This is a genomic window from Rhodococcus sp. NPDC057297 (assembly GCF_042667435.1).
In the GTDB taxonomy this organism is placed as follows: domain Bacteria; phylum Actinomycetota; class Actinomycetes; order Mycobacteriales; family Mycobacteriaceae; genus Rhodococcoides.
This window is the reverse complement of record NZ_JBHUZE010000003.1, coordinates 264,948-284,088: the sequence shown is the minus strand read 5'-3', so window position 1 is coordinate 284,088 and position 19,141 is coordinate 264,948. Positions and strand designations below refer to the sequence as shown.

17 protein-coding genes and 1 tRNA gene are annotated in these 19,141 nt (G+C 65.0%); 6 read left to right on the top strand and 12 right to left on the bottom strand.

Going from position 1 to position 19,141, the window contains the following annotated elements; translation table 11 throughout:
* Nucleotides 1-4: 4 nt before the first annotated feature.
* Nucleotides 5-817: an SDR family oxidoreductase gene (locus ACFULT_RS11295; RefSeq protein WP_037108560.1), complete on the bottom strand. Its 813-nt coding sequence runs from the start codon at nucleotides 815-817 to the stop codon at nucleotides 5-7.
* Between the two features lie 96 nt (nucleotides 818-913).
* Between ACFULT_RS11295 and ACFULT_RS11290 the strand changes: the two genes are divergently transcribed.
* The gene (locus ACFULT_RS11290; RefSeq protein ID WP_378481679.1) at nucleotides 914-2,044 is read left to right on the top strand and encodes an NADH:flavin oxidoreductase; all 1,131 of its coding nucleotides are present in this window, start codon (nucleotides 914-916) and stop codon (nucleotides 2,042-2,044) included.
* Here ACFULT_RS11290 and ACFULT_RS11285 read toward each other — a convergent pair.
* A complete protein-coding gene (locus ACFULT_RS11285) occupies nucleotides 2,041-2,958 on the bottom strand; it encodes a LysR family transcriptional regulator (protein WP_378481484.1) in 918 nt (305 codons plus the stop codon). The genes ACFULT_RS11290 and ACFULT_RS11285 overlap by 4 nt on opposite strands.
* 100 nt (nucleotides 2,959-3,058) lie before the next feature.
* Between ACFULT_RS11285 and ACFULT_RS11280 the strand changes: the two genes are divergently transcribed.
* The 3 genes from ACFULT_RS11280 to ACFULT_RS11270 are packed head-to-tail and all read left to right on the top strand — an operon-like array spanning nucleotide 3,059 to nucleotide 6,583.
* Nucleotides 3,059-3,400, top strand: coding sequence for a nuclear transport factor 2 family protein (locus ACFULT_RS11280; RefSeq protein WP_094720551.1), 342 nt, complete (start codon nucleotides 3,059-3,061; stop codon nucleotides 3,398-3,400).
* Between the two features lie 37 nt (nucleotides 3,401-3,437).
* Nucleotides 3,438-5,108 (top strand): phospholipase D-like domain-containing protein, encoded by a 1,671-nt coding sequence (locus ACFULT_RS11275; protein WP_037108557.1) that lies wholly within the window; start codon nucleotides 3,438-3,440, stop codon nucleotides 5,106-5,108.
* 50 nt (nucleotides 5,109-5,158) lie between these two features.
* Nucleotides 5,159-6,583 (top strand): diguanylate cyclase, encoded by a 1,425-nt coding sequence (locus tag ACFULT_RS11270; protein WP_378481483.1) that lies wholly within the window; start codon nucleotides 5,159-5,161, stop codon nucleotides 6,581-6,583.
* Between the two features lie 9 nt (nucleotides 6,584-6,592).
* On the opposite strand, the gene ACFULT_RS11265 is transcribed toward ACFULT_RS11270, so the two are convergent.
* The 4 genes from ACFULT_RS11265 to ACFULT_RS11250 form a co-directional block, all read right to left on the bottom strand.
* The gene (locus ACFULT_RS11265; protein WP_378481482.1) at nucleotides 6,593-7,294 is read right to left on the bottom strand and encodes a type 1 glutamine amidotransferase domain-containing protein; all 702 of its coding nucleotides are present in this window, start codon (nucleotides 7,292-7,294) and stop codon (nucleotides 6,593-6,595) included.
* 57 nt (nucleotides 7,295-7,351) lie between these two features.
* The gene (locus tag ACFULT_RS11260) at nucleotides 7,352-9,283 is read right to left on the bottom strand and encodes a S16 family serine protease (protein WP_378481481.1); all 1,932 of its coding nucleotides are present in this window, start codon (nucleotides 9,281-9,283) and stop codon (nucleotides 7,352-7,354) included.
* 123 nt (nucleotides 9,284-9,406) lie between these two features.
* Nucleotides 9,407-10,249 (bottom strand): class I SAM-dependent methyltransferase, encoded by an 843-nt coding sequence (locus ACFULT_RS11255; RefSeq protein ID WP_378481480.1) that lies wholly within the window; start codon nucleotides 10,247-10,249, stop codon nucleotides 9,407-9,409.
* Nucleotides 10,250-10,331: 82 nt separating this feature from the next.
* The gene (locus ACFULT_RS11250; RefSeq protein WP_378481678.1) at nucleotides 10,332-11,297 is read right to left on the bottom strand and encodes a LacI family DNA-binding transcriptional regulator; all 966 of its coding nucleotides are present in this window, start codon (nucleotides 11,295-11,297) and stop codon (nucleotides 10,332-10,334) included.
* A gap of 278 nt (nucleotides 11,298-11,575) precedes the next feature.
* Between ACFULT_RS11250 and ACFULT_RS11245 the strand changes: the two genes are divergently transcribed.
* Nucleotides 11,576-12,049, top strand: coding sequence for a flavodoxin family protein (locus tag ACFULT_RS11245; RefSeq protein WP_037108535.1), 474 nt, complete (start codon nucleotides 11,576-11,578; stop codon nucleotides 12,047-12,049).
* A 64-nt stretch (nucleotides 12,050-12,113) separates the two neighbouring features.
* Here ACFULT_RS11245 and ACFULT_RS11240 read toward each other — a convergent pair.
* Nucleotides 12,114-12,186: transfer RNA gene (locus ACFULT_RS11240), tRNA-Thr, on the bottom strand.
* Nucleotides 12,187-12,246: 60 nt separating this feature from the next.
* Nucleotides 12,247-12,948, bottom strand: a complete 702-nt coding sequence (locus ACFULT_RS11235; RefSeq protein ID WP_037108532.1) for an SDR family oxidoreductase — start codon at nucleotides 12,946-12,948, stop codon at nucleotides 12,247-12,249.
* 86 nt (nucleotides 12,949-13,034) lie between these two features.
* Here ACFULT_RS11235 and ACFULT_RS11230 point away from each other — a divergent pair, with 86 nt between their 5' ends.
* Complete coding sequence (locus ACFULT_RS11230; protein ID WP_378481479.1) at nucleotides 13,035-13,553, top strand: CGNR zinc finger domain-containing protein; 519 nt, start codon at nucleotides 13,035-13,037, stop codon at nucleotides 13,551-13,553.
* A 9-nt stretch (nucleotides 13,554-13,562) separates the two neighbouring features.
* On the opposite strand, the gene ACFULT_RS11225 is transcribed toward ACFULT_RS11230, so the two are convergent.
* The 4 genes from ACFULT_RS11225 to topA all read right to left on the bottom strand — a co-directional run bounded on the left by ACFULT_RS11225 (nucleotide 13,563) and on the right by topA (nucleotide 19,118).
* Nucleotides 13,563-14,750: a DNA polymerase III subunit delta' gene (locus tag ACFULT_RS11225; protein WP_037108528.1), complete on the bottom strand. Its 1,188-nt coding sequence runs from the start codon at nucleotides 14,748-14,750 to the stop codon at nucleotides 13,563-13,565.
* A 51-nt stretch (nucleotides 14,751-14,801) separates the two neighbouring features.
* Nucleotides 14,802-15,344: a DUF3558 domain-containing protein gene (locus ACFULT_RS11220; protein WP_378481478.1), complete on the bottom strand. Its 543-nt coding sequence runs from the start codon at nucleotides 15,342-15,344 to the stop codon at nucleotides 14,802-14,804.
* Complete coding sequence (locus ACFULT_RS11215; RefSeq protein WP_378481477.1) at nucleotides 15,345-15,905, bottom strand: hypothetical protein; 561 nt, start codon at nucleotides 15,903-15,905, stop codon at nucleotides 15,345-15,347.
* Between the two features lie 219 nt (nucleotides 15,906-16,124).
* On the bottom strand, nucleotides 16,125-19,118 hold the full coding sequence (topA, locus tag ACFULT_RS11210) for a type I DNA topoisomerase (RefSeq protein WP_378481476.1): 2,994 nt from the start codon (nucleotides 19,116-19,118) through the stop codon (nucleotides 16,125-16,127).
* Nucleotides 19,119-19,141 lie beyond the last annotated feature (23 nt).

Genomic DNA, 19,141 nt, shown 5'->3' with positions numbered 1-19,141 from the left:
CTCCTCAATCGGTTTCGCCCAGAAGGGCTTTCTGGTAGCGACGCATGCCGCGTAGCCATCGGTCGTAGTCGGCACCCTTGTTGCGGTACATGTCGAGAACATTCGGGTGCGGGAGGATCAGGAACTGTTCGGCGTCCATCGCGGCGAGGACGACCTCGGCGACATCCGCAGGTTCCAGCACGTCGCCGGCCGACAACACGGCCTTCGTCGCCGCCGCACCGAGGGAACTACCGGACTCTTGACCCTCGTAGAGAAGCTTGGTGTTCACGCCCATCGGGCACAGACAGCTCACGCGAACGCCACGATCGCCGTAGGTGACGTTCAACCATTCGGCGAATCCCACGGCGGCGTGTTTTGTGACCGAGTAAGTGGCAGAACCGATTTGAGTCAGCAGACCGGCCGCAGACGCCGTGCTGACGAAATAGCCCTCGCCTCGCTCCAGCCACGTGGGAACAAGCAACTGCGCCGCTCTGATATGTGCGCGCAGGTTCACGTCGATCGACAGGTCCCAATCGGCTTCCGATGCGTCCAGGCCGGGCGCACCACCTATACCGGCGTTCGCGAAGTACAGATCCACCGGACCGAATGTGTCCTCGGCGAGCGCGACGAGCGCGGTGATGTCCTCGGTCTTCGACGCGTCACCTCCGAGGGACACTGCCGAACCGGGTTCGAGGCGTTCCACCACCTTCGACGCCGACGCCGGGTCGAGGTCGGATACGACGACCTTGGCTCCCTCGGCGACGAGACGTTCGGCAAGCGCTCCCCCGATTCCGCCGCCTCCTCCGGTGACGACGGCAACCTTGCCTGTAACCTTCATCACCCAGGTATAGCACGCCGAAGTTGCCCTGTTCTTCACGCCTTTGGAATAGCGGTGACGACGCGGGGGTTCGTCCTCGACGTGACCGAAACCGTAGTGAGCAACCAAGACCTCGACACCGCCGGACTCTTCACACCCATCGAGGTGAAGTCACTGAGGCTGCGCAACAGATTCGCGATGGCGCCGATGACGCGGCAATTCTCACCCGGCGGCGTACCCCGCGACAACGTGGCGGAGTATTACCGCAAGCGTGCTGCCGGCGGGACGAGCCTGATCATCACCGAAGGCACACTCATCCCCGACCCTGCGGCCGGCCCCGACACCCGCGTGCCCCTCATCTACGGTGACGACAGCCTCGACGGCTGGAAGGGCGTCGTCGACGCTGTCCACGCCGAGGGCAGTTCGATCATCCCGCAGCTATGGCACCTCGGCGCTGCGCGCGGTGCGGAACCGAGAATGAACCCCGACGTCCCCTCGGTGAGCCCGTCCGGTCTCGGCCTGGACGGCGCACCCGTCGGACGCGCGTTCACCGACACCGACCTCGAAGAGCTGAAGCAGTTCTGGGTCGACGCAGCGGTCAATGCCCAGAAGACCGGTTTCGACGGCGTCGAACTCCACGGCGCGCATGGATACCTGCTCGACGAGTTCCTGTGGGAGCAAACCAATGTTCGCGAAGACGGGTACGGCGGTTCGCTGGAAGCGCGCACCAGGTTTCCGGCAGAGGTCGTCGCCGCGATTCGTGCTGCGGTCGGTCCGGACTTTCCCATCGTGTATCGGTTCTCGCAGTGGAAGGCCGATCATTACGACGCTCGTATCGCAGCGACGCCGCAGCAACTCGAACACGTTCTCACTCCGCTGGTCAGCGCGGGCGTGGACATTCTCCACCCGTCGACGCGCAGACACTGGGAACCAGCCTTCCCGGAACTGTCGGGCGTAGAAGGTGCACGCGGGCTCGCCGGGTGGACCAAGACCATCACCGGCCTGCCGACGATCACGGTCGGGTCCGTCGGTCTCGACGCTGTCTTCACCGGCGCCTGGAATCCCGGGTCCACGGCAGGCACCACCGATCTGAACCCGTTGCTCGAGCAGTTCGCACGCGAAGAATTCGACATCGTCGCCGTGGGCCGCGCATTGTTGTCGGACCCCGATTGGGTGAACAAAGTAGCGGCCGGACGATTGGACGAGCGAATCCCGTTCTCGCGCGATCACATCACCGAACTCGTCTAGCCCCCATGTGAGTGGTTATGTGAGTGGTCATGTAGGCCAGGGCCTACATGACCACTCACATAGGTGGTGAGCTTTTTCGCCGCCGTGCTCGCCCTGGGCGACCAGGTAAAGGCGAGAACAGCGTCGGCAGGCACATCCGAGATCGGTACCGAGACCAGCCGATCCTCGAAATCCGTTGCCATGGAACGACTCAGGATGGCGACGCCCAAACCCCTCGCCGCCAAGTCGGCGACAGCTCCCGGCGCGCTGGCGGCCAACGCGACGTCGGTGGTGATATCCGCTGCGGCACAGGCGTCGTCGAACACGGATCTGATCCCAGTACCCGCCGGCAAGCACACCACCCGGTGGACGCACACCTCGCCGAGTGTCACCGCCGATGCCGTCGACAACGGATGCCCGGGCGGCACACACGCCGCCAGTCCTTCCGTGATCATGACCAGCGATTCGAGCCCCTCGGGCGGACCGTGAGCGGTGCCGACGAGGGCGACGTCGAGCGCGCCCGACCGGACGCGCGCGATCAATTCGTCCGAATTTGCCTCCGCCAACGTGATGTCCACGCCCGGGTACGCGGAATGGAACGCAGCCAACGCGTCGAACAACGGTGTGACGGTGCACGCGGTGACCATTCCGACGGCGACCCTCCCGCGCACGAGGGAGAGCACCTCGTCGACGGAATCGCGAAGGGCTGCGGACGATTCCAGTGCGCGGCGCGCGTGGACCACAGCAGCTGTCCCCGCTACCGTCAATCGCGCCACCCTGTTGCTGCGGTCGATCAGCTCGGCCCCGACCTCCTTCTCCAGCGCTTTGATCTGCGCACTGATGCCGGACTGGCTGATGTTCACCCGCTCTGCCGCACGGGTGAAGTTGGCTTCCTCCGCGACGGCGACGAAGTACTCGAGCTGCCTCAGTTCCATAACTTTTAATTCTAGCTTTCATCACAATCATCTGTTGGACTTCTCGTACGGTTGGGCCGACGATGGAACCATGACAAACAAAGCAATGACCGACAAAGCAATGACACCGGAAGACATCACCCGCCTGTTCGTCGAACGATCCAACGCAGGGGACGCCGACGGTGTCGCCGCGCTCTACGCCGACAACGCCGTCATGGCCTACCCCGCAGGACAGACGACGACGGGCCGAGCGGCAATTCGTGAACTGTGGGCGTCGGTGCTCGCGCACGGGCCTCGGTTCGAACTGGAGGAGGGACTGCCGACGCTGGTGTACGGCGACATCGCGCTCACCTCGACGGCACCGAAGGACAATGCAGGCGCCCGCGCCCAGGTCGTGCAGCGTCAACCGGACGGTTCGTGGCTGCGCATCATCGATCAGCCGGAGTTCAACCCGACCTCGTGACACGCCCCGTCGGACTGCTCTGACAGTATTTCCCCTCGTGATACCGCAGCCGCTACGCCGAACGATCGATGCGCTCGCTCGGCGACTCGGCCGCAGTAGTGCCGCTCTGAACGAGCAGGTCCAGAAGTTCGACTCCGAACACCCTTGGTTCCTCAGCTCCGAGGAGCGCGGCAACCCCGACACCCGCATCGCGGCCTGGACGGACGGCAACCGGGTCACCCCGCTCGTGCACGGCAAACCCTATTTCGCGGCTCTGGCGAGCGCGCTGGACGCCGCGGGCGAGGGCGACCTGGTGCTGTTCACCGATTGGCGCGGTGACCCGGAACAGCTGCTGACCGACGACACGACCGTCGAGGACGCGCTCGCGGCGGTTGCGCAGCGCGGCGGGATCGTCAAGGGCATGGTGTGGCGCTCGCACATCGAGACCCTCGGCTTCACCGGACCCAAGAACCGGAAGTTGGCGTTGCGCCTCGAGGAGGCAGGCGGAGAGGTGATTCTCGACCAGCGGGTCCTGACGCTGGGAAGTCATCACCAGAAGTTCGTCGTCGTCCGGTATCGAGATCCCGACACGGTCGATCTCGCGTTCGTCGGCGGCATCGATCTCGCCCGTGCCCGACGCGACGACGCCGATCATTTCGGCGATCCGGTGAGCAGGCCGTTTCCGCCCGAATACGGCGAGCTACCCGCGTGGCACGACATGCAGGTTCAGGTGGAGGGGCCCGCGGTCCGCGACATCGAGCACGTCTTCCGTGAGCGGTGGGAGGATCCTGCCGCGTTGTCCCGGCTGCCGTGGCACGCCATCCCCGACATACTTCGCGGAGTGACCCGTGAGGTGTCGGAACTGCCGGAGCAGCACGACGCACCCGCGGCCGCGGGCACCTGCAGCGTCCAACTTCTCCGTACGTATCCGCGCAGGCGCCCGGCGTACCCGTTCGCGACACAGGGTGAGTTCAGCGCTGCCCGCGCGTACGCCAAAGTTCTGCGGCGCGCCCGCGAACTGGTCTACGTCGAGGATCAGTACCTGTGGTCGGTGGACGTGGCGCGAGTGTTCGCCGCCGCCTTGCGACGCTCACAGGATCTGCGCCTGGTCATCGTCGTCCCGAAGCATCTCGACGACGACAGCGCCATCACCATTCCGTCGGCTCTGCTCGGCCACTCCGCGGCACTCGACGTGATTCGCGATGCGGGGGGTGACCGCGTGCTCGTCCTCGACCTCGAGAACGACCGCGGCATCCCCGTCTACGTGCACTCGAAGGTGTGCATCGTCGACGACGTGTGGGCCGCCGTCGGTTCGGACAACTTCAACCGGCGGTCCTGGACTCACGACTCCGAGCTGACGGCCGCGATCGTCGACGACGAACGCGATGGTCGTGAACCCGCCGACCCGGCCGGTCTCGGCGACGGAGCGCGGGTCTTCGCTCGCGAACTACGGCTGGAACTCATCCGCGAGCACCTGGGCCGCGCGCCGGGCGACGACGGAGACCTCGTCGACCCTGCTTCGTTCTTCGACGCGGTGAGCAGCAGCGCGACGCGTCTCGATGCGTGGCACACGGCACCGTCGGCGTCGCCCCGACCGGCGGGAAGACTCCGCCGTCATGAGATCGATGTACCACCGCAGTGGCAACAGCGGCTGGCTGCGGTCGCGTACCGCTTGTTCGTCGATCCCGACGGCAGACCCCTCGGCATGAGGTTCCGACGCCGTTTCTGACACACTGAACGTTCATCCTCCCTTTTAATCGTTCAGAAACGGGCCTTGCGATGGATTTGCAGCGCGTCAGTCCACGTGTCGGCAGCGCCGCCGACGTGACTCGCCGCGCAGCGCTCATCGGCGCAGTGGTGTTTCTGGCCTGCCTCTTCGGTATCGCGACCCGCTTGCCGGGCACGCTGGCCGTGTTCTGGCCCGCCAACGCCGTGCTGCTGGGAATTCTGCTTCGCTCGCCTCGATCGGCAACGCCTGCCACATGGGTGGGTGCATCGCTCGGGTACTTCGCCGCCGATACGGTGACCGGTACCCCGTTGTTCTCCAACGTCGCCTTCAACCTGTGCAATATCGCCGGCGTCGCGGCCGGCTTCATGATCTTCCGGTTCATCGGCCAGCAACGGCCCTGGTTGACGCGCGTCCAGTCGCTCGCTTTGGTGGCCGCAGTCATTCTCGTCGCGTCGTCGGTCGCGGGCGTTGCCGGCGGATTCGCGAACTCTGCCATCGAGTCGACTCCGTGGCAGAGCGGATGGGCGCGCTGGTTCTCCGGGGAGTTTCTCAACTACATGGCCGTCATGCCTGCGGTTCTCACCGCGCCCACGACGGCGGATCTCCGCCGATTCCGTCGGCGCGGCGAGGTCGTTGCACTCGCCCGCCGGGTCGCCCCGGCAGCTGCGTTGCTGGTGCTCTGCCTGATCCTCGTCTGGGCGGTCGGAGGCTCGGGCGCGATCACGTTCGCCATGCCCGCCCTCGTCGTCGCCGCGTTGACGACGGGGGTCTTCGTCACGTCGCTGTTCATCTGGACGACGACGATGTGGATGCTCGTCCTCACCGCCGACGGACACATCGGGGTTCCGAATCTCGGTGCGATGCCGGTGGAACTGTCGGTGAGCATTGGATTGTCGTTCCTCGCGATCGCCCCGATCGCCGTGGCCTGCGTGACCAACGAGCGCCGCGCGGCCATCACCGCGCTACGCCACGCCGTCGCACACGACGACCTGACCGGTGCCCTACGTCGGGACGAGTTCTTCCGCCGCGCTCATCGGTTGACCCGCGACGCAACGGATGGCGTCGCGACGGTGCTGATGATGGATCTCGATCACTTCAAGACCCTCAACGACACGTACGGGCACAGCGCCGGTGACAGCGCGTTGGAAAGATTCGCCGACGACGTCAGATCCCGCCTCGACCGCCATCACCTGTTCGCCCGTCTCGGCGGAGAAGAGTTCGCCGTGTTCTGCACCGATACCACAGAGCTCGACGCCTACGCGATCGCCGACACCATTCGCCTCGGCCAGTTCGAGCGCGCTACCGAGCAGTTCGCCGGCCACGGCGTCACCGTCAGCATCGGGCTCGCACACGGATCCGACAGTCTCGAGATGTTGTTCGACGCCGCCGACCGGGCGCTGTACGACGCGAAGCGACAGGGCCGCAATCGCATCGTCACAGCGACACCCGCGAGCGACGTCCACCGGTCGAGCTGACGGACACTGTCAGGACAGGGCTTGAACCACTCTGTCCGCCAACGGTTTCGTCGACGCCGGATTCTGCCCGGTGTAGAGCGTGCGATCGACGACGACGTGCGGCGACCAGGGATCGGAATTCTCGAACTGTGCGCCGCGCTCTCTCAACCTGGATTCGAGAAGCCACGGTGCCTTGTCCGCCAGCCCTGCCTGGGTTTCCTCCTCGTCGGTGAAACCGGTCAGCTGGTAGCCGTCGAACACCCATTTCCCGTCCGGCGTCGTGGCAGGCAGCAACGCAGCCGGTGCGTGGCACACTGCCGAGACGATCTTGCCCGTGCTCAGGAAGTCGGTCACGAGCGCACCGAAATCGCTCGACACCGCGAGGTCCTCCATCGGCCCGTGACCTCCCGGCACGAAGACGGCATCGAAGTCGGATTCCTGCTGATCCTCCAGCGAAGCCGGGTTCTGCAGAATCGACTCGATCGATTCCAGATACTTCTTCTGGTCGGCGACCTTCGCCTCGTCTCCTCCGTTGGCATCGATCGCGAGCGATCCTTCGTCGACGACGGGCGCCCTGCCACCCGGCGTCGCGACGACGACATCCCAGCCGGCGTCGACGAACGTGCGGTGCGATTCGACGAGTTCCTCGGCCCAGAAGCCCGTCGGATGCTTGGTTCCGTCGTTCAGGGTCCAGTGGTCGGCAGCGGTCACAGCGAACAACAGTTTCGTCATGCGTCCTGGCATGCCCGCTGGCGCCACTTCCGAATCAGTCGCGCACTCCGGTCATCGTTACTTTCCAGGTGAGGACAGGTATGTCATCAGCCTCGTCGTCACGTATCCGCTGTTGTAGGCGCCGAGGGCGTTGAACTGCTCCAGCGGGGTGCCCGCACGCCTGACGCCTGCGCTCTCGAACTGCCCGACGGTGATGACCGGTTGTGTAGCGCCGGCCTGCAGAGACGCGATGTCGGAGGACAACTGCGCACGGGCGAGGTCGAACGCGTTCGACAGCGCGTTCTCGTACATGAACCCGGTGACCCGGAGGTTGTCGTCGGTGATCGCGTTGTTGTAGTACTTCTCGACCAGTTGCTGATTGCGGACGTAGTTGCTGACGCCGTAGCCGATGGTCGCGTACTGCCCGTTGGGTTTTCCTTCCCCCAGATACTTCTCGATCGCGGGCTGCGCGTTCCGTTGGTGCACGGCTGCCGCGACGTCGATGTCCATGTAGGACAGTTGGCCGATCACCGAATCCAGTGAGCGCCCCGTACGATCCGCCACCTGGGCGGGCATTCCGGTCCGAAACGCGGCGAGGTTGGCGTCGGCGCCGCGGCGGAAGAAGTCGCCGACCTGAGCGAGGTCGACGCCCGAGTCGATGTCGGCACCGGGGTTGTCGCGGCCGACCTCCCACACTGCTTTCGTCCCTGCCAATTGGGATTTCGCTGCTTCGAGGAAGATCAACGGTGTCGAGAGATAGTCGACGAATTCGACGATGTCGATGGGTTGTGTGTCGATCCGACCGTCGATCGCCTCGATCTCGCTTGCGGCGTAGTCGAAGATCGTCAGCGCGTCGAAGGCACCTGCGTACGCGTTGACCACCGCTTCGACGTCGGGCAACGTCACGGGTTCGAACGTGGCGATGGAATCGAGAAACGAGAAGAACGCGGCTTCCGCCGGACCGGTGTCGGTGGCCTGCGCAACGAATGCGCCCAGACCCGCCGGGCCCTGAGAGATCAACGGTGTCAACGAGTTACCCACCGAATAGGACGCTTCCATGACGGCGGCGGCTTCGAGCGCGGTGACCAACGCGCCGGCTATCGACCCCTGCCGATGCAGATTCCGAGCCCGGTCGGCGGCCTTCGCAGCAGTCTCCGGGAGCCCGGTGTTCATCATCGTCCGCAGGATGTTCACGTCGAGCGTGTCCAGCATCGTCAGCGCATTGTCGTACCGGCCCATCGCGGCGGTGTACTGCGCGTCGACCTTGTCGTACGCCCGGTTGTCGAGCCGCGTGTCCGGTTCCAGCCTCGGTGCCTCCAACTCGGAGCCGGTGAGCAGTCCGTACGCCTCGTAGATATCACCGACCTCGACGACGTTCACCCCGGCTCGGTCCCCGATCCGCACGACGTCGACACTGTCTCCGTTGCGGTCCGTACTGTTGCGTTGCCCGAGTGGAATCAGCACCGTGTCGTACCCGGCGGCACCCGCCGCCTGGACCTTCTCGGGGATACCGCCGACGGGACCGATGGTGCCGGTAGCGTTGATCGTCCCGGTCATCGTCGCGGTGTCGGAGATCTGTTCGTCGCGCTGCAACGCGATGAGCGCGGCGGTCTTCAACGCGCCCGCACTGGGACCGTCGATCTGCCCGCTGATCTCGAACTCGAAGCGACCGGACATCGGCTGCGACATGATCAGCGTCGAGACGATCGCGGCGTTCCACGACGCCGCCCTCGAGGCGTCGCCCAGGCCGGACACCTCGTCCTCGGAGAAGTCGACGCGAAACGACGAGTCCGTGGTCGCCGATCTCGTGACGATTTCTTCACCGACTCCACCATCGCCGCTTCCGGTGGTGAAGAGCGGCGCGATGGTCATCGACCGGCTCTCCATCGATACCGCACCCATCCCCTCGGACAGTGCCGTCCCCTGCGTCGTCGATGCGCAGCCGACCGCGAGTACCGCGGCCACCCCCACGGCGACCGACCTGGTCGCGAGAACTCTCCGTCTTGCCATGACAACCCTCCCCGAACACACCGAATCGGACAAATAGAACAATCGCCCGTTCAATGTAGGAGATGGCAGCCCGTCAGGCCATGAGTAGATCCACTCGAGCTGACTGGGTAGAAATCGCTGCGACTACCCGACCGAGCGACCAGCAGGGCGCAGCACGACGGTGAAGTTGTCCACCGTGGACTCGGTCACCTCGGGCGGGATCGCGGCGCCGTCGTCGCCGAGAATCGACAGAATGTCGAACCCTGCGCCGACGACGAGACTGCGCAGGTCCGTCAACGACGTGAAGTGCATGACCGGCCCGAAGTCGTGTGCAGCGAGCGGACCGACTGCCCACGAACCGTGGTCGACCGTCAGACGCCGATGCCGTCGCCAGTTCACTACTCTGCGTACCGAACCCGCCGGATCCAGAACACGACGTCCGACGGACACGACGATCTTGCGCGGCGAGAACGTCATCGGACGGTTGGGGCGTGAGAGTTGGAACGGTGACTCGCCGAATCCGGGACCGTCCTTGTTGAGCGTCGCCACCACGACGATGCCGTCGTCGGCGACGACACGGCGGCACTCACGCAACACCGACACTCTGTCGTCGTGGTCGACGGTGTCCATTCCGTTGTTGCTGAAGAGCACCAGACCGTAGCGACCATCGGCGATCCGATACATGTCGCGGGCGTCGGCGACGTACGCCGGGAACTGCGGAAAACTACGCCGGAACGCGTCGATCATGTTGGGTGAGTAGTCCACTGCGGTGTAGTCGTCGGAAAGCAGTCGCAGCAACGGTGTCGTTCGGCCACCTCCCACACCGATGTCGAGCACCGGGCGGCCTCGAACGTGGGGTGCGGCGAGCGCGAGCGCAGCGGCCTCGCCGCCGTCGAGGAACCCGGTCGTCGGCGCAGCGTAGGACTCGTACACCGCTGCGACGTGGGCGTCGTCGAACACGTGCTGGTTGTGGTCGGCTCGATCCATCAGATGGCCCCCTGAACGCTTGCAGTTTCAACAAGCGTACGGAGTCAACCTGAATGTCCGATAAGTAACGATCAGACCGAGCTCACCGCGGCCGTCCCGTCGTCCGTCGCCGGACGAGCGTGGGCGCCAGCACCACATCGCGCGCACTCTCACCCGCTATGCGCGCGAGCGCTTCCTGCACTGCCGCCTCGGCGAGCGCGGCCACATCCTGAGAGATCGACGTCAGCTGGATGTGAGCGATGCGCGCCAAGCGGGAATCGTCGTATCCGACGACCGAGATGTCCCCCGGTACGTCGATACCGCGACGAAGCAGGTGATCCAGCACTCCGGTGGCGGAGTTGTCGTTGAACGCCACCACGGCCGTCGGAGGATCGGTCGAGTCGAGCAGTAGTCGCATTCCCTGTGCGCCTTCGGTTTCGGTGATACCACCGTCGACGACAGGGGCAGACAAACCATGGCTTGCCATGGCGTCGACGAATCCTTGACGCCTGTCCTGCGCACCCGCCGAACTGCCGCCGTCGATGTGGGCAATTCGATTGTGTCCCAACGACATCAGATGTTCCACCGCCGACCCGACACCGGCCACATCGTCACCGCGCACCGATCCGATACCGTCGACGCCGCTGGTGCGCAGCAGCGTCACGACCGGCACCGCACGGTCGACCGAGCCGAGTTCGGTTGCATCCATTCGAGACCCGAGCAGCAGCGCTGCTTCGCATCGCTCGTGCACGAGCGTCCTGACCGCACTGGCCTCGTCCCGCGTGGGCGCTACGGCTCCGAGCATCACGTCGTACCCGGCCCGTTCGGCGACGCCGTAGATCTGCTCGACGAGATCGCCGTGGAACGGTTGCTGCAGATCGAACGTGACACCCAACAGTCGGGAACTGGTCTGACGAAGTTTCTGCGCGCGCCGGTCCGGGACGTAACCGATCTCGTCGGCAATCGATTTGATTCGCGTACGAGTCTCCTCCGAAGCCCCCTCCACTCCCCGCATGACGATCGAGACGAGCGCAGGTGACACCCCGGCAGCTTTTGCCACGTCGGCCATGGTCGGTCGAGCCACAGAAGTACCTTTCCGTCGTTTCCGCCTCGAGAGCAACAGTAGACAGAACACCGTGCCGACGCCCATTCGAACATATGCACTAACAGGCTGTGGACAAACCTGTGGAAATCTCGAGGACCAACACTTCCGATCTGTGGATGGCGTGTGGATGAACGTGGGCCGACGCCAGGTTTTTGCTGTTCAGGGGGTGTGTACCTGAATTACACGCCTGTGAGTAACTTGGGTGAGAAGGCTGTGGATCGACCGTCGCTAAGCTCAGTTGCATGAGCGAACCGATCCTTGTCTGCGCGTCCGTCTCCCACGGAAACACCAGACGGGTCGCCGACGCCATCGCCGGGGTCCTCGGCGCCTCGGTGATCTCACCCGAATCGGCCGATCCCGCCGGCCGCGACCTCGACGGGCACGACCTCGTCGGCTTCGGATCAGGCATCTATTACGGCTCGTTCCACTCCGCCCTGGTTGCCTACATCGACGCACTGCCACCCCAGGACGGCACACCCGCGTTCCTCTTCGCCACCAGCGGCCTCGCCGAATCCCGCTGGCTCCGCTTCTCCGCATCACTCGTCGAACGGCTCGAACACAAAGGCTTCGACGTCGTCGGAGGTTTCTCCTGCCGCGGATTCGACACATTCATGCCGTTCAAGCTCGTCGGCGGCATCCGACGCGGGCGACCGAACGGCACCGACCTCGCCTCCGCCCGCGCCTTCGCCGAGCACCTGCGCGACAACGCTCGATGAGACCCCGCCCCGCACGACGAAACCCCTCCCCAGCTGACGCTGGGAAGGGGTTTTCGCTCTTACGAGCCGCCTAAGAGAATCGAACTCTTGACCTTTTCATTACGAGTGAAATGCTCTACCGACTGAGCTAAGGCGGCGTGCCTTTCGGCGTTGGTGAGTCTAACGGAGCATCCGCCCGAAACTGAAATCGCCTCCCCTCAGGACCCCGCGGGGATGGCGAGACCCTCGACCGGACCGGCGAGAACGGACTTGAAGTACCTGGTCACGTCGTCGGCAAGCACCTCGGTGTCCCCGTTCGCGACACCGTCGACGATGGCTTTCGCCACATCCTTCGGATCGTTCTTCGGCACGTCCAGGTCCGCGATCATGTCCGTGTCGGTGTAACCCAGATGCACTCCCGTCACGAGCGTCCCTTGCGGGCCGAGTTCGACCCGAAGGGAGTTGGTCGCCGACCACAGTGCGGCCTTCGATGCGCCGTACGCTCCGGCGCCACCCACCCAGGACAGAACCGAATGCACGTCGACCAGTGCACCGCCGCCGTTGCTCGCGAGAATCGGCGCGAAGGACTGCGCGACCCCCACGGCACCGAAGAAGTTGGTCTCGAACACGGTCCGCACGTCCTCGAGTGTCGATCCCAGCAACGGACCCGACCCCGGGGCGCCCGCATTGTTGACGACGATGGTGACATCGGTCAGCTCCCGAGCCAGTGCTGCAACAGAATCCGGGTCGGTGACATCGAGAGCCTTCGCGGCGACGCGCGGATCGTCTGTGGGCTTGGGGACCCTGGCCGTCGCGTAGATCTTCGCCGCGCCACGCGCCAGAAACTCGTCGACGATCGATTTGCCCAACCCACGCTGCCCGCCGGTCACCACTACGACCGCGCCTTCGATTGCCACCATCGGACCCACCCTTCGACATAACTTAAATGCTTTTGACTCTGTCAGTACTACTTGCCCGGATCGACATAGTCAAATACTGTTGAGTTATGTCATCGACGCCGACACCGACGGAGCGATTTCGCCTCGACCCCGCCCCCGACGGCCTCGCTTACGTCCAGAACCTGCTCAACACCCGAGCGATCGACGCAAAGGGACTGCCCGACCTGCTCGCCGACGGCGCGGTGGCATCCACCGCGATGGGACACGACCTCGGCGACGACGACGCCGCGGCACTACGCGAACTGCGCACGACGATCGAACTACTCATTGCAGGCACGGCTCCGACAGCCCCGCGCGCCGACGCTGTCCTCACCCTCGATGCATCGGGAACCGTCCGGTTGGGACCGTCGGGAACCGGCCACGAGTACGTGGCGTCACGCATTTGGGCCGAGGTTCTGCTGGCTCAACGCGCGGACACCTGGCGGCGCCTCAAGCGTTGCAAGAACAAAGCGTGCGGCTCTGCGTTCTACGACCGTTCCCGCAACAACAGCGGCGTCTGGCACGACGTCAAGACCTGCGGGAACATTGCCAATCTTCGGGCTTCGCGGGCGCGACGGAAAGCCTGATCTCACGCCTCAGCGCAGCGCTGCACCCAATTGCGCGACCATGGCGTAGACGGCGAACTTGGGCTTGGAGTTGAGCGCCAAGGCTTCACGGCATTCGAGGATTGCCTCGATGCTCTTCAACAGAGCCTCCGGCGACGCACCCCTGGCCATACGTTCGATCTGTTCCGACATGTCCGGATGGTTGAGCACAGCGGTGGATCCGTAAGAGCGGGCCAACGCATCGCGATACAACCCGGCGAGGTCGATCAGAGCTCGGTCGAAAGCGTCACGAAGATTGCGGGTTCGACGTGACTTCTGCCGCGCCTCGAGTTCCTTGATGACGCCGGCGGACCCACGCAGCGCGCCCGCCGCGCCCTTACCTGTTCCGCCTGCGCCGAGCGCAGTGCGCAGCTCCTCCATCTCGACGTCGTCGAGAGCCGCACTGATTTCCGCGGCTTCCGTCTCCGCGGCCTTCACCATCTCCTCGGCCGCGAGGTAGGCCTGGTTGGGCCGCGCTGCAGCCGACGCGAGACCGAGGGCACGCTTGCGCCTGGCACGAGCGTCCTCGTCCTTCGCCAGTCGCCGGGCGCGGCCCACGTGTCCACCGCTGATCGACGCCGCCCACTGGGCCGTCTCCGCGTCGAGCTTGTCGCGAGTCTGCAGAACCTGAGCGATCGCCGGCGTCGTAGGCGTCACGAGATGCACGTGGCGGCAGCGAGAGCGGAGGGTGACGGACATGTCCTCCGGATCGGTCGACGGCGCACACAGCAACATGACCGTCCGCTCCGGCGGCTCCTCGACGACCTTCAGCAACGCGTTGGCGGCCGCCTCGCTGAGCCGATCCGCATCTTCGATGACAACGATCTGCCAGCGCCCGGTGCTGGGCCGACGCGCAGCGATCTGCACGATCTCCCGCATCTCCTTGACGCTGATGCTCAAGCCCTGCGGGATGATCCGTCGGACATCGCCGTGGGTGCCGGCCATCGTCGTGGTGCACGGGTGACAGGTACCGCAGCCTGGTGACCCCTCGGTGGTGCATTGCAGGGCCGCCGCGAAGCACAGAGCAGCGATGGATCGACCGGATCCGGGAGGGCCGGTGAACAACCAGGAGTGCGTCATCGCGGACCCCGGGTCCCCGGTACGAGCCCCGACGGCCGCGGCGGTCAACTCTGCCTCTACGTCCTCTTGGCCGATCAGCCGATCGAAAACTCCCGCCATGCCAGCGAGCCTAGTCGCTCGGTGCGACACGAACGCCTCGCGCCCGGCGCATCACGCAGGCGGCGGGAGATACGGCAGCACCACGCGGAAAACGTCGACCGAGCCGGCACGCACCTCCTCGGCGGACGACACACCGAGTCGATTCGCGCTCAGCATCACTGCACCCGACGCCGTCATCGTCTGAGTGGTGTACGTGTCGCCGTCGAGCAGGAAGGCGTAGGTGGTGTATCCGCCGTCGGTCAGCGTACGAACCTCGGTGGTCGAGGGACTCGTGTACGGGTCGGGAAGCGTCGACGTGTCCTCGAACACCAGAACCGACACCGCGATGCGGTCGTTTCCCCAGATACATCCGAGCTCTCCCACCGCGGTCGGCTGAGCCTCCACCAGATCGAGATCGCGCAGCAACGCATCCGGCAAGGCGCAGGGGTCGAAATCTGACGACGGTTCGACAGAAGACGTTGCTGCGTACTCTGTTTCGGATGAATCGAGGACCTCGTCCGACGCCGTGGCCGTCCCGTCGACACCGGAACCACACGCCGCGACGGACACCACGAACGCACTTGCCAGCGTGGTCAGCACTGCCGGTCGTCGCACCTAGATCTCCTCCAGGATCAGTGTCGTCGCGACCTTCAGCCGAATGCAGAAGGAATCGAAATCCGTTTCCGCGAGCGTGAACTGCACTGTTCGGCCGTCGATCTCGGCCAACGAGATGCATCTGTTGCCCTCGAACACGAAACTGTCCACCATCTGACCGTCCGCCTCGAACTCGCTCAACTCGGTGACTCCGGGTGTGGTCGCGAGCCGAGTCCGATCGACTCCTTCGCTGTACCCGACCGAGAAACGCCCGGACTGGCCCGTCCAGCTACACCCGTCCACACTCGGCAAGGGTTCCTTGGTTGCCGGGTCCACGCCCGCGTAGATACTCAGCTGAAGATCCTCGAGGACACACGGATCGAAGGACGACGGCCTCGCCGACGGGGACGCCGACGGGGTCGCTGCCGGTGACGACGACGGCGCCTGGCCGCCCGTAGACCCACCAGCGGCAAGACCTTGCCCTCGCCACACATCCTGGCCGACGGCTCTGCCGGGCGAGGTCCGAGTACACGCGGCCAACGACAACAACACGCACAACAGGACTACCAGTTTCTTCCCCACACCCACTTGGACGCACCGAGACCGCGGTTGGTTCCGTCGCCACCCTCAGCGCTCGAAAGGTTCACTCGTACGAACAGATGGCGTGCAGTGCCCATTCAAGCGAGCGGGCCGGCAGGCACCCATCGTTTGAATGCGCCATTCATGTTGACAGACAACATGATTGGCGCATTCGAGCGGAGGTCGGCGGTGATCGGCGCATCACCCGAGCGTTGGAAGCGATCAGGAGTCCGCTGGGGGAGCTTTCTTCGCTGCAGTTTTCTTCGCCGGTGTCTTCTTGGCAGGCGTTTTCTTGGCAGCAGTTTTCTTGGCTGCGGCTTTCTTCGCCGGGGTCTTCTTGGCTGCGGTCTTGGTAGCAGCCTTCTTGGTAGCAGCCTTTTTGGTTGCCTTCTTCTTCACGGGCCCGCGGGCACGCCTGTCCGCCAACAGCTCCGAGGCGCGATCGTCGGTGATGGTGGCGACGTCGTCGTCCTTGCGGAGGCTCGCGTTGGTCTCGCCGTCGGTGACGTAGGGACCGAAACGGCCGTCCTTGATCACCATCGGCTTCTCGCTGACAGGGTCGGTGCCGAGCTCACGCAGAGGTGGCTTCGCTTCACCTTGTCGTCCGCGTCGCTTCGGCTCGGAGTAGATTTTCAGCGCCTCGTCCAAGGTGACGGTGAAGAGCTGTTCCTCGTCGGTCAGCGACCGAGAGTCCTTGCCCTTCTTCAGGTACGGGCCGTAGCGACCGTTCTGGGCGGTGATCTCTTCCTTCGATTCCGGGTCCACGCCGACGATCCGTGGCAACGACAGGAGCTTGAGGGCGTCCTCGAGCGTGATGGTCGCCAGATCCATCGACTTCAGCAGCGAACCGGTGCGGGGCTTGGGTCCGGTGGCCTTCTTCGCCGCCTTCTTGGCCGGAGCCTTCTTCGCCGCAGCTTTCTTCACCGCGGTCTTGGTGCCGCCACCGCCGTCCGAGTCCTGCGGAATCGGCACGATGTCCGGCTCGGGAGGAGTCGGTTCCGGCTCCGGCTCGGGCAGGATTTCGGTGACGTACGGACCGAAACGCCCTTCCTTGGCTACGATCTCGTGACCGGTCAGCGGGTCGGCTCCGAGCTTGCGCCCTTCCTGCGGGGTCGCGAACAGCTTCTCGGCGAAGTCGATGGTCAACTCGTCCGGCGGCAGATCGTCGGGCAGGTTGGCGCGCTGCGAGATCGGGTCCCCATCGGGATCGTCGTCGTTTTTCACCATCCGCTCGAGGTACGGGCCGTAGCGCCCGACGCGTACATGGATCTCGCGGCCCTGATCGTCGTCGAACAACCTGATGGAGTTGATGACGCGAGCGTCGATGTCCTCGAGGTTGGTGCCGACCATCTTCTTCAGACCACCGGACCTCGCGACGGATCCCTCGGCCCCGGTGTCTCCACCGAAGTAGAAGCTCGTCAACCAGTCGCCGCGGCGTTCACGACCACCGGCGATAGCGTCGAGGTCGTCCTCCATGCCCGCCGTGAAATCGAAGTCGACGAGCCGACCGAAGTGAGCCTCCAGCAGCGCGACCACCGAGAACGCCACCCACGACGGCACGAGTGCGCTGCCGCGTTTGTAGACGTATCCGCGGTCGAGGATTGTCTTGATGATCGACGCGTACGTCGACGGCCGGCCGATACCCAGCTCTTCGAGGGTCTTGATGAGCGACGCCTCGGTGTACCGAGCGGGTGGGTTGGTGGTGTGGCCGTCCGGATCGAGCTGGGTCGCGGTGACCGCAGCGCCTTCCTTCAGCGCAGGGAGGCGAGACTCGGCGTCGTCGGACTGGCCGCCTGCCTCGTCGTCGACGCTTTCCACGTAGGCCTTCAGGAAGCCCGCGAAAGTGATGGTACGGCCGGACGACGAGAACGTGCACTGTTCGCCGGTGCCCGCGGTACCGGTGATGCGCAGCGTGAGCGTCGTGCCCCGCACGTCGGCCATCTGGGAAGCGACGGTCCGCTGCCAGATCAGCTCGTACAACCGGAACTCGTCGGTCTGCAGCGCGGAATGCAACTGGCCGGGCGTCTGGAACACATCGCCGGCAGGCCTGATTGCCTCGTGCGCCTCCTGGGCGTTCTTGACCTTGCGCGTGTACTGACGCGGCGACGGATGCACGTACTCCGCGCCGTACAGCTCGGTCGCCTGCGACCTGGCTGCCGAGATAGCCGACTCCGACAGCGTCGTCGAGTCGGTACGCATGTAGGTGATGTAGCCGTTCTCGTACAACCGCTGCGCGACGCGCATGGTGCGTTCGGAGGAGAACCGCAGCTTGCGGCCTGCTTCCTGCTGCAGCGTCGATGTCATGAACGGCGGATACGGCTTACGGGTGTACGGCTTGTCCTCAGCGGACGCGACGGTGAGGTCCACACCCTGAAGGGCCTCGGCGAGGCGTCGGGCACGCGGTTCGTCCAGAACGGTCACACCGTCGGACTTCAGCTTTCCGTCGGCACCGAAATCACGACCCGCGGCCACGCGTGAACCGTCGACGTTGACCAGCCGCGCACCGAAGCTCCGCGGCGACGCTTCCGCCCCGGCGTCGAGGGTGGCCGAGATGTCCCAGTACTCCGCACTGCGGAACGCCATTCGGTCGCGCTCGCGCTGAACGATGATCCTGGTGGCGACGGACTGCACACGGCCCGCCGACAGCTTCGGCATGACCTTCTTCCACAGCACCGGCGACACTTCGTAGCCGTAGAGCCGGTCGAGGATGCGCCTGGTTTCCTGCGCGTCGACGAGGTCCTGGTCCAGCTCACGGGTATCGGCGGCGGCCGCGAGGATGGCCGGCTTGGTGATCTCGTGGAAGACCATGCGTCGAACAGGGATCTTGGGGTTCAGGGTCTCGAGGAGATGCCAGGCGATGGCCTCGCCCTCGCGGTCGGGGTCGGTGGCGAGGAAGAGTTCGTCGGCGTCCTTGAGCAGGCTCTTGAGCTCGGCGACCTTGCCCTTCTTCTCCGGGGAGACGACGTAGAGCGCTTCGAAGTCGTGGTCGACGTCGACACCGAGGCGGGCCCACGGCTCACCCTTGTACTTCGCGGGGACGTCCGCGGCACCGCGTGGAAGGTCGCGGATATGGCCGACCGACGCCTCGACCACGTAGTTGCTACCCAGGTAGGGTGCGATCTTCTTGGCCTTGGTCGGAGACTCCACGATGACAAGGCGGCGCGGCTGGGCACCGCCGGTGGTGGTATCCCCCGTGCCGTTCTTGCGTGCTGCCACCTTGCTGCCGAACCTTCCTCGTT

Coding starts and splice junctions, on each gene's coding strand:
- ACFULT_RS11280 (WP_094720551.1), top strand. CDS start 3,059: ATGACACCGGAAGACATCACCCGCCTGTTCGTCGAACGATCCAACGCA.
- ACFULT_RS11255 (WP_378481480.1), bottom strand. CDS start 10,249: ATGGATCGAGCCGACCACAACCAGCACGTGTTCGACGACGCCCACGTC.
- ACFULT_RS11230 (WP_378481479.1), top strand. CDS start 13,035: ATGTCATCGACGCCGACACCGACGGAGCGATTTCGCCTCGACCCCGCC.
- ACFULT_RS11285 (WP_378481484.1), bottom strand. CDS start 2,958: ATGGAACTGAGGCAGCTCGAGTACTTCGTCGCCGTCGCGGAGGAAGCC.
- ACFULT_RS11265 (WP_378481482.1), bottom strand. CDS start 7,294: ATGACGAAACTGTTGTTCGCTGTGACCGCTGCCGACCACTGGACCCTG.
- ACFULT_RS11225 (WP_037108528.1), bottom strand. CDS start 14,750: ATGGCGGGAGTTTTCGATCGGCTGATCGGCCAAGAGGACGTAGAGGCA.
- ACFULT_RS11235 (WP_037108532.1), bottom strand. CDS start 12,948: ATGGTGGCAATCGAAGGCGCGGTCGTAGTGGTGACCGGCGGGCAGCGT.
- ACFULT_RS11245 (WP_037108535.1), top strand. CDS start 11,576: ATGAGCGAACCGATCCTTGTCTGCGCGTCCGTCTCCCACGGAAACACC.
- ACFULT_RS11260 (WP_378481481.1), bottom strand. CDS start 9,283: ATGGCAAGACGGAGAGTTCTCGCGACCAGGTCGGTCGCCGTGGGGGTG.
- ACFULT_RS11295 (WP_037108560.1), bottom strand. CDS start 817: ATGAAGGTTACAGGCAAGGTTGCCGTCGTCACCGGAGGAGGCGGCGGA.
- ACFULT_RS11270 (WP_378481483.1), top strand. CDS start 5,159: ATGGATTTGCAGCGCGTCAGTCCACGTGTCGGCAGCGCCGCCGACGTG.
- ACFULT_RS11250 (WP_378481678.1), bottom strand. CDS start 11,297: ATGGCCGACGTGGCAAAAGCTGCCGGGGTGTCACCTGCGCTCGTCTCG.